Origin of the sequence: Methanobrevibacter sp. UBA417 (genome assembly GCF_002508845.1) — an archaeon.
GTDB lineage: Archaea > Methanobacteriota > Methanobacteria > Methanobacteriales > Methanobacteriaceae > Methanobrevibacter_A > Methanobrevibacter_A acididurans.
On the sequence record NZ_DAZC01000027.1, the window covers coordinates 138613 to 153475 of the forward strand.

The 14863-nt window shown below is 27.0% G+C and carries 17 protein-coding genes; 1 reads left to right on the plus strand and 16 read right to left on the minus strand.

Translation table 11 applies throughout. The annotated features are described in order from the left end of the window. Nucleotides 1–25: 25 nt before the first annotated feature. The 13 genes from BP769_RS05255 to BP769_RS05315 form a co-directional block, all read right to left on the minus strand. The gene (locus BP769_RS05255) at nt 26–2026 is read right to left on the minus strand and encodes a V-type ATP synthase subunit I (protein ID WP_413825188.1); all 2001 of its coding nucleotides are present in this window, start codon (nt 2024–2026) and stop codon (nt 26–28) included. Nucleotides 2027–2036: 10 nt separating this feature from the next. Next, a complete protein-coding gene (ahaH, locus tag BP769_RS05260) occupies nt 2037–2351 on the minus strand; it encodes an ATP synthase archaeal subunit H (protein ID WP_413829040.1) in 315 nt (104 codons plus the stop codon). Between the two features lie 242 nt (nt 2352–2593). Continuing rightward, nucleotides 2594–2956: a hypothetical protein gene (locus BP769_RS05265; RefSeq protein WP_409198622.1), complete on the minus strand. Its 363-nt coding sequence runs from the start codon at nt 2954–2956 to the stop codon at nt 2594–2596. A gap of 162 nt (nt 2957–3118) precedes the next feature. Continuing rightward, the gene (locus tag BP769_RS05270) at nt 3119–3517 is read right to left on the minus strand and encodes a hypothetical protein (protein WP_413825194.1); all 399 of its coding nucleotides are present in this window, start codon (nt 3515–3517) and stop codon (nt 3119–3121) included. Nucleotides 3518–3584: 67 nt separating this feature from the next. Further along, nucleotides 3585–4583, minus strand: a complete 999-nt coding sequence (locus BP769_RS05275; RefSeq protein WP_413825197.1) for a response regulator — start codon at nt 4581–4583, stop codon at nt 3585–3587. Nucleotides 4584–4779: 196 nt separating this feature from the next. Then, on the minus strand, nt 4780–5292 hold the full coding sequence (locus BP769_RS05280) for a nitroreductase family protein (protein ID WP_413825200.1): 513 nt from the start codon (nt 5290–5292) through the stop codon (nt 4780–4782). 19 nt (nt 5293–5311) lie between these two features. Next, on the minus strand, nt 5312–6148 hold the full coding sequence (locus tag BP769_RS05285; RefSeq protein ID WP_413825202.1) for a citryl-CoA lyase: 837 nt from the start codon (nt 6146–6148) through the stop codon (nt 5312–5314). Nucleotides 6149–6190: 42 nt separating this feature from the next. Beyond that, nucleotides 6191–7039 carry a fumarate hydratase gene (locus tag BP769_RS05290; protein ID WP_413862203.1) on the minus strand — a complete coding sequence of 283 codons (849 nt, stop codon included), beginning with the start codon at nt 7037–7039 and terminating at the stop codon, nt 6191–6193. 30 nt (nt 7040–7069) lie between these two features. After that, nucleotides 7070–7972, minus strand: a complete 903-nt coding sequence (locus tag BP769_RS05295) for a peptidase (protein WP_413825208.1) — start codon at nt 7970–7972, stop codon at nt 7070–7072. Nucleotides 7973–7986: 14 nt separating this feature from the next. Further along, nucleotides 7987–9408 carry an MmgE/PrpD family protein gene (locus tag BP769_RS05300; RefSeq protein WP_413825211.1) on the minus strand — a complete coding sequence of 474 codons (1422 nt, stop codon included), beginning with the start codon at nt 9406–9408 and terminating at the stop codon, nt 7987–7989. 68 nt (nt 9409–9476) lie between these two features. Continuing rightward, nucleotides 9477–9959, minus strand: coding sequence for a hypothetical protein (locus BP769_RS05305; protein ID WP_413825214.1), 483 nt, complete (start codon nt 9957–9959; stop codon nt 9477–9479). Between the two features lie 2 nt (nt 9960–9961). Next, on the minus strand, nt 9962–10915 hold the full coding sequence (locus BP769_RS05310) for a DUF3100 domain-containing protein (RefSeq protein ID WP_413825217.1): 954 nt from the start codon (nt 10913–10915) through the stop codon (nt 9962–9964). A gap of 128 nt (nt 10916–11043) precedes the next feature. After that, nucleotides 11044–12312 carry a TiaS agmantine-binding domain-containing protein gene (locus BP769_RS05315; RefSeq protein ID WP_413825219.1) on the minus strand — a complete coding sequence of 423 codons (1269 nt, stop codon included), beginning with the start codon at nt 12310–12312 and terminating at the stop codon, nt 11044–11046. 149 nt (nt 12313–12461) lie between these two features. On the opposite strand from BP769_RS05315, the gene BP769_RS05320 reads away from it, so the two are divergent. Continuing rightward, on the plus strand, nt 12462–13424 hold the full coding sequence (locus BP769_RS05320) for a transcriptional regulator (protein WP_409198612.1): 963 nt from the start codon (nt 12462–12464) through the stop codon (nt 13422–13424). Nucleotides 13425–13438: 14 nt separating this feature from the next. On the opposite strand, the gene BP769_RS05325 is transcribed toward BP769_RS05320, so the two are convergent. From BP769_RS05325 to BP769_RS05335, 3 genes are all read right to left on the minus strand, one after another. Then, the gene (locus tag BP769_RS05325) at nt 13439–14242 is read right to left on the minus strand and encodes a hypothetical protein (protein WP_413825222.1); all 804 of its coding nucleotides are present in this window, start codon (nt 14240–14242) and stop codon (nt 13439–13441) included. Between the two features lie 7 nt (nt 14243–14249). Further along, the gene (locus BP769_RS05330) at nt 14250–14588 is read right to left on the minus strand and encodes a heavy metal-binding domain-containing protein (protein ID WP_409198610.1); all 339 of its coding nucleotides are present in this window, start codon (nt 14586–14588) and stop codon (nt 14250–14252) included. 33 nt (nt 14589–14621) lie between these two features. Further along, the coding region (locus BP769_RS05335) for a heavy metal-binding domain-containing protein (RefSeq protein ID WP_413829038.1) at nt 14622–14863 on the minus strand (242 nt) is incomplete at its 5' end.

Consider the following 14863-nt stretch of genomic DNA (forward strand, 5'->3'; position numbering starts at 1 on the left):
TTTAATTTAATTTTTGTAAGCAAAATTATCTTTTGACTTTAGTAAATTTTCTTTTTGCTTTAAAAGGTTCAAACATGTTTTTTCCATTAACAAAGAATTGTCCGAAAAATTCAACATAGTTTAAACGTAATGCATTTACTCCAGCACCTAATACTTGGAATGCAAAATTTGCAATATGTCCAAAGATAAATAAAAATATAGCTATTAATATTCCTACATATGGAATAGATGTACCTACAAGTTGTGCTAAGATATTTACAGTCATAGCAATACCACCAGTAGCTAAACAAAGAGCTAAAAGACGAGCATATGATAAAACATCTCCTAAAAATCCAAATACATCCATCACACCATATATTCCAGATGCATATACTAGTAAAATTAGGGTTAATACAACTAATGCTAAACCAGCTATAATTCCGATTTGACCAATTGCTGGAACCATATATCCTGCAGCTAGTAAGATTATACCTATTTCTAAGATAAACCATACTATTTGAGAACCTAATGCTTCTTTTTTATCCCCATTTCTAAGGTTGTTTATTGCTCCAATAATGAAACCAATATTAGTATAAAGAATACCAACAGCAATAGCAACAATTAAAATATTTGCTGGATGTTTAAAAGCATCAAACATAGGAATTACTGTAGGAATAGTTATTCCAAGGAATCTTGTGAAAAAGTCCCCAATAAATCCATTAGTAATTAATCCCAGTATTACAGCCCATATACCACAAGCCATAACAATTTTTCCAAAGTCGGAAAAAGTTTCATTCATCTTTCCCATACCTTTATATAATATATATCCTAATAAAGTTACGATTATTCCATATCCACCATCGGTTAAACAGAAACCGAAGAAAAATGGAAATGTTATTGCAACAAAAATAGTAGGATCAATAGCATTATATTTTACAGGTCCATACATTTGTACAAGAGTTTCATAAGGTTTTGCATAAGAATTATTTTTTTGAAGAATAGGAACATCTTCATCCTTATCTTGTATATCTTCTAATTCATAAACATAATTACCTTCAGTAGTTTTATCTAATACTTCGATAGCTTTATCTACTTTAGGTTTAGGTACATATGCTTCTAATACTTTGGTAGTTTTAGTTTTACCAAAGGATGCATAAATCTCATTTCTTTCTTTTTCAATCTCTAATTGTTCTTTTAAAACAAGTATTTTGTCATCCCATTTATCAGCTATATCTTTTAAGCTAGAATTAACTTGGGATTTTTCAACTTCAATTTCTTGGATTCTAGAATTTGATTTAGCAATAACCTGATCAGGTTTTCCCTCTAAACCAGTTGTATCCAATCGTTCAAAGTCAAATTTTCTAAGTAAAATAAAAACGTCATCTCTAAGATTTGTAGGAACTACAGTTATGAGAATTTTATAATCTTCATCCTCATCATGAGCTTCTTCAATTAAGAGTTGGTCTGTAATTTCGCTTAGTTCTTTCTTATATTCCTCAACAGATTCAACATTCATCCGACCTACTAGAGAAGAAGTATGTTTTGAATCTTCTAATAAACTTAAGTCTAAATCAACAGATTTAAGTTTATTAGCAACATTAATATTAGATTCAAGCGAACTTTTTTCACTATCCAGTTTAGCCAACTTATCTTGAACTTCATCAGTTAAAGGTCCCACTTCAGTTAAAATAGATTCTGTATACTTAATAAAACTTTCAGTATCCATATCTTCAACATCTTGTAAAACTGGAATTTCTGGAGATATAAAACCTTTAAGTTTATCCTTAATTCCAGAATTAACACTTAAAGCATCACCTAATAATTCAGAAATACTAGTAGTCTTCATAAGAAGTGAAGAAATTTTACCAGTATAAGGTGTAACTTTTGAAGGGTCTAATAATTCAGCTGTCTTTGGATTCTGTTGAATGCTTTCAGAAACATCTTCGACTTGAACAATACCTTCCTCATGTAGGTTTTTCACTACATTTGGAACATATTCATCCAATGCCATTATTTTAAGCTTTTGCATTCTCACAGTTTTGAACATTATTCTCACGTTATAATATATTTTTGACAACAAAAGAAGCAGCTTCATCCACATTACCCATAGCACTTGATTTAAGAGCTTGAGCATCCTTTTCGGATTGTGCAGTAATAGATTTTGCCTCTTTTTTTGCATTTTCTTCTGCATCAAAAACAGTATTTTTAGCTTCATCGTTAGCGGATGCCTTAGCAGCATCGATAAATTCACTAGCTTTCGCTTTTGATTCTTCGATAATATTGGAAGCTTCTAATTTAGAATCTTCAACTAAGGTATCAGCATCAGTTTCAGCTTTTTTAATTTGTGTAATAGATTCTGATATCCCTGCCATAATAAATCACCATGGTATTAATAATTTCTATTTAGATTAATATATATCTTTTACTATTTGATTCTAAAATTAGTTTCAAAAACCAAAAATTATTTAAAATAATCCTATTTTTTAATAAAAAATTGCAAACCAATAATATAAAGATATTATAATAAAAAATAATTAATTTAATTTTTTTAAAATTCATAAAAACAAGTTTTTTGTCTTAAAAAAAAATATTAAATTAAATTTTTTTAAAGACATTATTTTTTAGATCGTTCCCTATAAAAATATTTCAACAATTTCGGAGGTAATCTTTTACCATAAGCTAAAAATGCTAAAAATATTAAAATTGCTCCAAAAATGAAGAAAATTAATCGATCAGATCCTGAAAATAGAACAAGTGAAGTTAAAACAAAAACAACCCCATCTGACATTATTGCAGATTTATTCCATTGAGGAACAAAAGCAGATAACATATAAGTTAAACCTATGACAATTAAAATCACAGAAAAACCAATATCAGATGATGTGAATGAACTTGACATAAAAAATGGTACTATCGCCCAAGAAACTAAAACAAAGAAAAAGATTATTCCAAATAATTCGTTTTTACTTAAATTCATATCATAATTCTCCAAAAAAGAATATCATAAATTAAAATTATTATTTTTTAAAAATAATTTTTTGAAAAAAACTTTCTATTTAAAAATTTTTAATCATCAAATTATTACTATACTATTAAAATTTTTTAGTATATATAGATATTTGAAAAAATAAAAAAAAGTTTATTTCTTTCTACTTTTTTTAATAACATTTTTAAAATCTTCAATCATATCTCTATCTTGATTTCCAGGACCTGAATAAAAATCTTCTAAATCTTCTAATTTAATAAAATCTAATGGGTTTCCATCTTCATCTTTAGATTCTGTTGTTATTAAAATCACAACTGAATTTTTATAAAAATTATATAAAAAGTATATAATTGTAATTATTATTATATAATTAAAATAGAATAGTGCAATTAGAATAATTGCAATATGAATAAGAATATTTCCATAAGCATTTTTTCTAAGGAGAATATAATTTTTATCCTCAGATTTGACTTTGTATTTTTTTTCTTCTAATAAATCAGCAGTTTTATACATTTCACTCTGATTTTTTGCAAAAATAAATTTAGGCATCATATTAATTAACTACAAAAATTTTTTTATTAAAATAGTATATCTAATGAAAAATATAAAAAATGAGAAATTATTTTTTCAATATTCCTCGAATTAAAGATTTAAATTTAGGTTCTTTTTTTGACTTGTTAGTTGATTGTGAATCAGGAGTCTGTGAAATTTCTGTTCCAAAGATTTTTTCAAAATCATCTGTATGTTTAATTAAAGTTAACTCTAAAATTTGTTCTAATTCTAAATCAAAAATTGGTTTACTAATAAAACCATAAGGTGCTGTTTCTAAAGCATTTTTAATATTCTCATCATTAGAACTACCAGTTAAATAAACTATAGGAATATTCAAATGAGAAATTTGCTTAGATACATCAATACCTGAAATTGAACCTTTTAAAGATATATCCATTAAAATTAAATCTGGTTTTTTATCCTTAGCTAATTCAATAGCTTTTTCACCATTGTCTTCAATTCCAAGTACAATATATCCAAAATCTTCAATTTTAGCTTTTAAATCTAAAGCAGTTATAGATTCATCTTCAATTATTAAAACTGTGAAAGTATTATTTTCTTTTCTTCTTGTTAAAAATTCATTTTTATATTTTTTCCCCGCTTCAAATTCTATTACAGCTTGTTCATGTAATTTAGGATTTTGAGTAGCTAAAATAGAAGTTTCACCTTTAGACATTTGAAGTTTATCCAATTCTATTTTTGATCTGTTTAAAGCCAATTCAATAGTTCTTTCAAGTTTTAACATGTCAAAAGGTTTGTTTAAAAAACCATAGGAAGGTACTTGGTTAGCTTCTTTAAAAGTATCTTCATCAGTATGAGAAGTTAAAAATATTAAAGGTATGTTTTCATTTAAAATTGACTTAGCCGCATTAATACCATTCATTTCCCCTTTAAGAGTTATGTCCATTAATACTAAATCTGGTTTTTCCTTATTTGCTAAGTTTATAGCATCAACACCATTTACAGCCATACCACAAATTTCATAATTTAAATCTTCTAATTTAAACTTTAAATCCATTGCTGTTATTTTTTCATCTTCCACAATCAAAATTTTATTTTTAACCATTTTTATAAAACCCCATTTAATTGTTAAGAAAAATTTTGTAAATCATTAGTTTTTAAAAAAAATGATAAAATTTTTATTAAAAATTTAGATGAATGAATATATATTTATCATGTTTTAAAAGCTTTATGAAATAAATTTTTAAAAAAATGAAAAATTTAAAGTATTTATAATTTTTTAGTGTAAAAAAAAGTTTATTTTATTTATAAATAACTAAATCTGTTAAATTTTTTCTAACATTATTTCGTTCACTAGGTTCTGCATTGGGATAACCTAAAGGTGTGAATAAAATTGGTTCTAAAGTTTCATCATAATCAAATAACTTTAATGCAGCATAAGGTTTAAATGCAGCAATATAACAAGTTCCTAAACCTAATGCAGTAGCTGCCAATATCATATGATCCATAACTATACTTGCATCTATCTCAGCTATGTTTTTACCATCCCATGGTCTAGTCCATGCTTCTTTATGTGATGCAACAACACATATAACTAATGGAGCTTCAACAAACCAAGGTTGAGGGTATATTTCTTTTAATAATTCTTTATTTTTTTCAGTATCTATGACAAAAATCTTAATAGGCTGATAATTTACCCCTGTTGGGGCACGTCTACCTGCTTCTAAAATTTGATCTAATTTTTCCTTTTCAACTTTCTTATCTTTAAATCCTCGAACACTATATCTTTTATTTATTGTTTCAAAAAAATCCATTAAAAATCACCTATTTTTTTTAATCAAATGAAGTAAAATCTTGACCTTCATAAGTTATATCTTCTAAATCACAGAATCTGCGAAATTCTTCTTCTTCAGTCATTTCTTCATAACTATGAGCAACTAAACCTGGCACTCTACTTATCATGAATATTCCTAAACCTAATCTACTATCAAAACCTAAATCAGAAAGTATTCCTGCATTAGCACCATCAACATTCATTTTTATGCCTTTTTTTTTATATAATAAACTTTCAATAACTAATGCTAACTTAGTATGTGGACCTATGACACCTTCATTAATAGCTAATGATAAAAGTTTAACTGCTCTTGGATCTTTATGATGGTATCTATGACCAAAACCTGGAATCTTGAAATTTTGTTTAGAATAATTATTCACTATTTTTATTGCTAATTTAGATATTAATTTGTTTTCATCTTCAGATTTATGATTTTCAAGGTTTAAACTTTTAATACTATCCTGAAAGAGTTTCATTGATTTTTCTATCGCCCCTGCATGATTTTTTCCAAAACTTAACAGGCCCCCTGCAACAGAATTATTAATTGGTGATCCTGATGATGCAATTATTCTTGTTGCTTGTGTACTTGGTGGAGTAACTCCATGATCTGAAAAACTTACTAATACATGTGAAAATATTTTAGATTGTTTTTCATTAGGTAATTCTCCTTTTAATAGTAAAAATATCATATCAGAAAAACTTAAATTACCTATTAAATCATCTTGAGAATATCCCCTAGTTATTATTTTATCAGGTTCTACTTTAGTTATTGATGTTCTTAAATTATGTTCAGGTATTTTGAATCCTTTTTTTAAGATTGGTTTCTCAGGTTCCATGATTTTTTTTCCTTAAAAATTTTAATTAAATTGATTATTATTTTATTTTTTCAATGTAATTGTAGCAACTCTAGGTTCAACAAAACAGGAAGGTCTAATAGAAACGATTCTAACACCACTTGCTCTTTGATTTCCAATTTGAATAAAAGAACCTAAAACTGTAGTGTCTCCACCTAAACCCATTGGACCAATATTAGTTTTATTTATCTCATTTGATATTAATTGTTCTAAATTTGATTGATTAGATAAATTTCCATAAATCATTGATTTAATCATTAAGGAAGATGCTTCAAAATGTGTACGGCCTATACCGATACAGGGAATAGACGGTGTGCAACCTAACATTGGAAGAGATGATTTTAACCAGTCAATTGCAAAATTTAATACTTCTTCATAGGAATGTTTATGGAAAACTCTATAAGTTTTTGCTCTTATTTCAGGACCTCCACCTAGGAGTAAGATATGTATTTTTGTGTTTTCATTATGAGATTTATCTAATAATATTGGTGCAGATTTAACCATTGAAGGTGAATCATATAATCCTTGGGATTGTTCAATTCTTTCTATATCTTGACCCTTAACTGCCATTGGTCTTCCGGGTAATTTTTTTAAACCTTCGGCAATACCTAATTGGATTTCATTTAAAATTTCAATAGATATAGGAGAATTTTTTCCTTGCTCTATGAAAATATGGGGAATACCTGTGTCATCACACATAGGTAATTTTTTATTTTTAGCAATTTCCTCATTTTTCATCATGATTTTTAAAGCCCATTTTGCATTATCATTAGTTTCGTTTTTTATAGCTTTTTTAAAAGTAGTTAAACGATTTTTAGGATATGTTGTACTTGCTTGTATTACTGCTTTTGATACTTCTTTAGTTAAATCCATAAATATTTTTTTCCTTTTAAATGAATTTTATTATAATGGTATTGCTAAATCTTTAGAAGATTTTGGAGACATTTTTGCTTCTGGATAATATCTGTCTATAACATCTTGTACTAATCCAACTTGTTTTATTCTTAATTTAGCCTCAGTATTTGTAGTGTCCCAGTTATGAGTTTTAGCTATTGATCCTCCAGTTTTTAAATATATTGGACTTGCTACTTTAATCATGTCTGGAACTTCATAATGTCTTATGAATCCTCCAGTTGATTTAGGGTTTTCTGTATGGATATCTATAGGAATATTAATAGTTTTTCGCATACTTGCAAGCATTGGTATTTGTAAATCTCTAACTGGATTTAATGAATTTAATCCTATTTTTTCAAATAGTTTAGCTGATGCAGGATTACTGCATCCTGCATGTGCAGATAATTTGAAATGAATATCTTTAGGTATTTCCCCATTTTCTCTCATTTGGGATAATGCATAAAGTAAACCTTCATCATATAAGAGTATTCCTCTAACACCTAAATTTGTTGCTCTTTTAACATCTTCAATAGCGTATACAAGGTTATCGAATCCTCTAAGACGATACCCTATACGTTTTCCTTCTGATGTTTGGACTGTTGCACTAGTATCATAAGTTGCTCTAGGACCTACACTTAAAAATAGTTCAATTCGAGCACTTTTTGCTAATTCTACCATTTCATTTATTTCAGAATCTCTTAAAAACATGATCCCTTTAGTCTGTGTGGCTCTGTGGATTATTATATTTTCATCTTCACAAGCATTAATGAGGGAACTTAATGCATTTGGAGTTTGAATTCCTGGAACTTCTAAACGGTATTGTCCTTTATCATTAAATCTTTTATTTGACACATATTCAGTTGTGGCTTCATGGATTCCTAATTTTTCAAGTGATATTCTAGTTTCTTTCATAAGCTATATACCTTTTAAATAATTTTTAATAATTCATTAAGTTTGTAATCTTCCATATTTTCAATGATTTTAAGTTTTTCCATATCATAATCAGGATTTAATATCTTAAATTTTTTTAAAATATCCATTTTAGTTAAAGGATTTTCAGCTTCTCCTAATGGATAATAAGTTTCATCTTCAAATATTTTATTATTATGTTTTGTATTTACTACAATTTTTACATTTGCGGGTCTCTTTTCTGGAAACAATTTAGTTAAATTTTCATCATTTATAATTATTATTTTATTTAATAAATTTTTTATATTATTAATTTCTTCAATGTTACTTTCATTTGTAGTTAATAAGTCTTTTTTAATTAAAGAACCAATTAAATCTATATTTACATTGCCATAAATTAAGGCTATTGCTACTGCAAAGGGTAATGATTGTTTTAAATCTTGTTTATTAAGAGGATTATAATTATCATGTTCTGCTGCTATTTTATATGTATTAACTATAACTTTATCTATTTGATTTATGCTTATTTTATTGTGATTTAATTGATTCTTTAATTTAAATATAGAATCTATTGTAGAGTGAATATGTCTACAGAATGGATATTTTTTATGATAAACTTCATTAATATGGGATTTTTTTAAGTTTTCATTTATATAACCATTTAATAAATCATGACTTATTACAGTGTTAGTTGACATAGCATGAATAAATCCCTCATCCCCATCAATTATTGATTCTGTACCAGTGAAACCATTTTTTGCAAGGTAAGCTGCTAAAATACCATTTGTAACGGCTTTACCTACATGTAAAACTTTTCCCATACTTCCTTGATGATCTGATTCTAAAAGTCCTGAAGATTGCGTTCCTGAAAGTCCTAAAGCAGAAATGATTTGAACTTTATTTAATTTCAATAATTTAGATGCAGTTGCACCAGCAGCTATAGCCCCAATTGTTCCAGTAGAATGAAATCCTTGATTCCTATGATTAGGATTTACTAATTTTCCTAAAGTTATTGATATTTCATAACCAATTATAACAGATTCCAAAAATTCTTTAGAACTTGAATCATTTGATTGTGAAACTGCTAAAGCTGTTGAAAATACTACTGCTCCAGGATGTAATTGTGCAAGTCTATGACCATCATCTAATTCTAAAACATGGGCTGAAACTCCATTAATAAAACCTGCATTTAATGTATTAAAATAAGAATTATCATATCCTATGACTTTACAAGAATCTTGAAATTGTTTAGAATTAGAAAATGGATAATTTAATTCATTTAAAGTTTTTATAAGATATTTAGTAGGAGTTTGATTAATACCCTTAATTGTTACAGCTAAATAATCTAAAAAACATAACTTAATTAATTCAATATCCTTTTTAGATATGTTTTCATAGTTTGTTTCTAAAATAAAATCTGAAATTTTTTCAACAATCATTATTAAATTCTCATTTAATTTATTTAAATAAAAAAAAGTGTAAAAAATTAATTTATAAGAAAAATATTTTAAATTGCACCAGTTAAGACTAATACTATTTGAGCTACGGTTGCAGAACAGATATAAGTCCCTGAAATTACGAATATTGTTACAATAACTCCTCTCCACCCAATACGTTTAAAGTCTTTCCAATCTCTACCAATTCCAATTCCTACATATGCGAGGAATACTGTAACAATTGAGATTAAATCTACTTTAGAAACATAGTAAGTTACAAATCCAGATGTTGGTACAAATGGTAATGCAAGTATACATCCTATAATACTTATATAAATAATGTTTGAAATTTGATATGGTAAGAGTCTCTCCATTAAAAGCCCAACTAATGTAATACCTGATAAAATAAACATTCCTATAAGTGCTTCACCCATTGGATGTTTATAACCTACATAATTTGCTATTACAGTGATGATTGAAAATATCAATAATAATAAAATCCAATATAGGACTCTTTTAAAAGTTATAACTTTTGGATCTGGATCAAATGGCATTTTTAATCATCCCCCAGGGATTTTTCTTCAGAAGATTCAGTAGTTGAAGTATCTTTAGAAGATAATGATATTGAACTTAAAACATCTGGCACATTTCTTCCAATTATAGGTTCTAAATGTTTGTATAAATATTCTGTTAAAGGAATTCCTAAAAATATACTTGCATATATTCCAAAACAAAAAGATAATAAATTACTGAAACCTGCAAATGCTAATAATGTATTGGCCATATTAGGATACATATAAACAAGTGGAGAAATTGCTGCCGCATTCATACTCGCACTTCCAATACCACTTGCCATTGCAAAAGCATAAGGATGTAATGGTAAAACAGATGCACAAACACTTGCTAAAAAACTAATATAAATTGTACCTATCATAGTCCCTATAACAAAAACTGCTAAAACTCCTTTTGCTTCAGGAGATTTAAATCCATATTTATCTATAATAATCCCTAAATTAGGTTCACGACAAATTGAACTTGTCATACCAATTGATTCACGTTTAAATCCTAATAGTAATGCGATAGGTAATGCAAAGAAAATTGTTCCTAAATTACCTAATTCTTGTAAAATAAGTGCAGGGCCTACTTGAGCTAAAACATATAAAGATTGACCACTAGCAACAGCAAGTTTAGCAAGTAAAGGACCTATAAAAACTAACATAGCACCTTCAGCCATTTTAGATTGCTTTTTACCAACGAATTTTATAGGTTTAGCTAAATATAGTATTAAACCAATTATCATTGCATAAAGTAAAGGCATTAATACAATACTTACTGTTTTTGATAAGTAAATCTTTTGAACTCCAATAGACATGGAAATAATAGATATAATTAAAACGGTTATATGAAGTTTATATTCCCGCCAAGGCTTTTTAATTTGTTTATCCGTTTTTTCACGAAATGCATGTTCATGTGGTTGATCTTTTTTAGCAGATATAACTCTCACTTCCAAGGTAAGAAAAAATTATAAACATTTTATTATTGAAGTTCAAAATATTATCTTACAGTTTTAAAATTATAATTAATTATTCTTTATTAACTTCAAATTTATAAATTAATAGTATTTAATTTTTTCAATAATTATAAATTCATTCTAACAATTGGTTTAGCTAAGTGTCTTCGTGCAGAAATAGGTGTTTCATAGAATTTACCTTCAACAAGGGAACGTGAAATTGTTTCAGGGACTTTTTGATTTGAACTAATCTTATTTCCACATTTTTTACATTTAAAACCTTTATTTTTACCTGCAGAAGTCATTCTTTTTCCACATTTACATTTTGGGTTTTTATATTCAACATCTATTAATTTAATTACTTGAAATTTCTCTATATTGAATGTTCCGTGCTCCCCTATTCCACCATAAAGTTTAACTATGTCTTCAGGTAATAATTTTTTAACAACCTTACGAAAATCTTTGGTTGGCTCATATGCCCCACATGCAATTTCTCCAGATTCATCATATAAATTGAAAAACATATGGCCACCTTCAATTATTTTAGGTTTATTTTTAACTTTACCCTGAATAATATAACAACTATATTGTTTCATGTCCTCAATTTTTTTCGCTTTTTCAACATGCATATCTGTATGCTGATTAGTTAAATAAATTCTATACCTTTCAACAGGTTCATTTAATTTAACAATCTTTTTCGCTAATAATAATGTATCTGGAGAGTTACTACGAATTCCATACATTACAGGACATGGAGTTTTTGGTTCAATGGCAATATAATCTTCAGCTTTATCATAATTTTCAAAAGTATCCGGAAAAGTTTTTTTATCCATTTCAATCACTGAATCATAATCAATTGCACGTTTAGTACCATAATTTTCAGGTATCCTGTAAGCTAATAATTCATAGGTATAATCTTTCAATGGACATCCTATTGCAGCAAGAGATCCAATTATTCCTCTTCCTTTTTTAAATTTATAAATATCTGCACCAATTTTTTTGGCAAAATCTTCAGCTTCTTTTATGGTAATAACTGAATGAATAGCTTTATATGAGTAATCAATCATTTCAGGAGTTATTTCACCACTGTAAAATACAACACCTGGGTTAGTGTTGTCACAATCAAACATTGCTAAATCTGAAACAGTTTTTAAAATTAATTCTTTAACAAAATTAATATCTGTACCTTCATATGGAATTTTGAAGTGTATTGCGCCATTTCCTCTAGTTTTAAATCGGGCAAATGGATTTAATCTAATTAATCTTGGAAAACCTTCTATTTCAATTTTGTTTTCTTTTAATTCGTCGATTATTTTAGCACCTAAATAAGTTGTGCACATTCCATTTGGAGAGTCAGTATCATCTATACCTATATGAAGAAATTTTATAAAAATCACCTACAAGAAAAAATAATTTATAATAATTATTATATAGTTTCCAAAATATATAATATATTATAATAATTAATATTTTCTTATTTAAATATATTAATTAGTTTAAACTGGATAAAAAAATTATTTAAGATTTTATACTGAGGTAATTATCTATGAATAATAGGGCTCAATTGATACAAGGGATACATCAACTATTAATTAATGAAGGATTTGAAACATCTCATATTTATGAACATAGTTGTTTTGATATGATTGCTCGTAAAAAAGCATTATTATTAATGTTAAAAATCCTTATAAATGTTGATAGTGTTAATGAAGCACATGTTGAAGAAATTAGAGGATTATCTAATTCTTTTTTAGCTTCACCTATACTTGTTGGTTTAAAAAGTAAAAATCATCTTCTTGAAGAAGATGTTGTTTATGAAAGACATGGTATTCCTACAATAGGTGTTCAAACTCTTAAAAATATGATTATGTATGATGAATACCCTGAAATTTTAGCAGATCGTGGAGGGTATTATGTTCAAATTAATGGAAATGTTTTAAAAGAATATCGTGAAGAATATTCTTTATCCCTAAAAGATTTAGCTGATTTAGCTCATGTTTCACGGGCAACAATGTATAAATATGAGAATGGTAAAGTTAGAGCGAATACTGAAACAGCAATGGCTTTAGAAGATATTTTAAACACAAAAATAACATTAGATATTGACCTATTCAAACCATATAAAAATGATGAAGAAATAAAATTAAAAGCTGACTTATCTACTAATGATAATCGTGTTAAAGATTTAGCTAAATTAGGTTTTGGAATAGTTTCAACAGAAAAAAGTCCTTTTGATGCTTTAGCTAAATTAAATAATCCTAAAATTAATCCAAATAACCCATTAATTACTAATTTAGAGAATAATCGGAACTCAAAAACACTTAAAAAAATGGCAATAACTTTAAAAGATTTATCTTTAATTACATTATCTGACTCTTTTTTCATAGTGAATAATAAAAAAATTGGTGAATCACTAGATGGTATACCTGTAGTTAAATCCTGGGAAATGAAAGAAGTTGGAGATTCTGCTGAATTTTTAAAAATAGTTAAAGAAAGAAGAGATAATTAAAAAAAAATAATATATTATAAATTATTTAAAGTATTAAATGTTGATTCTGCTTCTTTTATACTAGCTATTCCAACAGTTATCATGTCAGCAAATTCTAATTTTTTAATGAATTCAAATGCTTCTTTAGGTTGTAGTATACCTACTGCTAATGCTTTTTGAATTATTATTTTTTTATCTAATTCTTTTAATAGTTTTGTTAACTTGATTTGATCATCTTTTAAGAAAGATTCACTATCCATAGTGTAACCATATTTATTAACTGGTATCATATAAAAATCAAAATCATTTCTTATTGGAGAATCTAATAATTTTTTTGTTGTTTCAAATGGTGAAAAAGTTATTAGTCCACTGAAAATGTTTAATTTATTTATCTGATTTAACATATTTTCAAGGTATTTCCAGTCATAACTGTTAACTAAAAATTCATCTATTAACATTATACTTGGATTGTATTTACTTAATTTATGAATATCACTTAACCAATCTACTTCTTTTGCTTTTTCATAATCAGGCATTAAATAATTCACATTAGATTTACCGATTGTTGCAATGACCTCCATTTCAACACCATTTTCACATGCCATATCATAAGCTTTTAATAAATTTTCATGATTAACTAAGTTTATAGATCTTACACCTAAATCATAAGCTTTTTGGATTATTTTAGCTATATTTTCAGGTTGAGTTTCTAAATCTAATTCATATAAACGAGATCTATGTCCGAAATATGTTTCTCCTGTGAATGTAGCTGTTCCAAGAATTGTTTTTGAAATTTCTTTATCTTTGAATTTTAATTTTTCATTGAAAATATTTAACACCTACTCATTATTCTTCTTCTATTATTACTGCAGTACCATATGCTAATACTTCTTGCATATATTGAAAAATGCTGTTAGAATCATATCTTAATGAGATTATAGCATTTGCATCTAATTGTTGTGCATGTTCTATGCATAAATTTAATGCTTCTTCACGTGAATCTTGTAACATTTTAACATATTCTTTAATTTCACCACCAAATAAAGATCTAACACCCGCAGTAAGATTTCCACCAACACCACGACTTCTAACAGTTAAACCATAAACAAAACCTTTAGATTCAACAACTTTAAAACCCGGAAGGTAATTAGCAGAAGAAATTGGAAACTCATCAATTGAAACCATAATTTTTCACCTCAACATGATTCTATTTTAAATTTATTCTTTTTCTACTACAACTGCAGTACCATATGCTAATACTTCTTGCATATCTTGAGAAATACTGTCAGAATCGAATCTTAATGAAATAATTGCATTTCCACCTAAGTCTTTAGTGTGTTCAATACATCTATTTAATGCTTCATTACGTGTTTCTTCCATCATTTTCACATATTCTTTAATTTCACCACCAAATAAAGATCTAACACCAGCAGTAACATTTCCACCAACACCACGACTTC

Bases quoted from the DNA above. Each gene is read 5' to 3' on its own strand.
- BP769_RS05255 (WP_413825188.1), bottom strand. From the start codon at position 2,026: ATGTTCAAAACTGTGAGAATGCAAAAGCTTAAAATAATGGCATTGGAT.
- ahaH (WP_413829040.1), bottom strand. From the start codon at position 2,351: ATGGCAGGGATATCAGAATCTATTACACAAATTAAAAAAGCTGAAACT.
- BP769_RS05265 (WP_409198622.1), bottom strand. From the start codon at position 2,956: ATGAATTTAAGTAAAAACGAATTATTTGGAATAATCTTTTTCTTTGTT.
- BP769_RS05270 (WP_413825194.1), bottom strand. From the start codon at position 3,517: ATGATGCCTAAATTTATTTTTGCAAAAAATCAGAGTGAAATGTATAAA.
- BP769_RS05275 (WP_413825197.1), bottom strand. From the start codon at position 4,583: ATGGTTAAAAATAAAATTTTGATTGTGGAAGATGAAAAAATAACAGCA.
- BP769_RS05280 (WP_413825200.1), bottom strand. From the start codon at position 5,292: ATGGATTTTTTTGAAACAATAAATAAAAGATATAGTGTTCGAGGATTT.
- BP769_RS05285 (WP_413825202.1), bottom strand. From the start codon at position 6,148: ATGGAACCTGAGAAACCAATCTTAAAAAAAGGATTCAAAATACCTGAA.
- BP769_RS05290 (WP_413862203.1), bottom strand. From the start codon at position 7,039: ATGGATTTAACTAAAGAAGTATCAAAAGCAGTAATACAAGCAAGTACA.
- BP769_RS05295 (WP_413825208.1), bottom strand. From the start codon at position 7,972: ATGAAAGAAACTAGAATATCACTTGAAAAATTAGGAATCCATGAAGCC.
- BP769_RS05300 (WP_413825211.1), bottom strand. From the start codon at position 9,408: ATGATTGTTGAAAAAATTTCAGATTTTATTTTAGAAACAAACTATGAA.
- BP769_RS05305 (WP_413825214.1), bottom strand. From the start codon at position 9,959: ATGCCATTTGATCCAGATCCAAAAGTTATAACTTTTAAAAGAGTCCTA.
- BP769_RS05320 (WP_409198612.1), top strand. From the start codon at position 12,462: ATGAATAATAGGGCTCAATTGATACAAGGGATACATCAACTATTAATT.
- BP769_RS05330 (WP_409198610.1), bottom strand. From the start codon at position 14,588: ATGGTTTCAATTGATGAGTTTCCAATTTCTTCTGCTAATTACCTTCCG.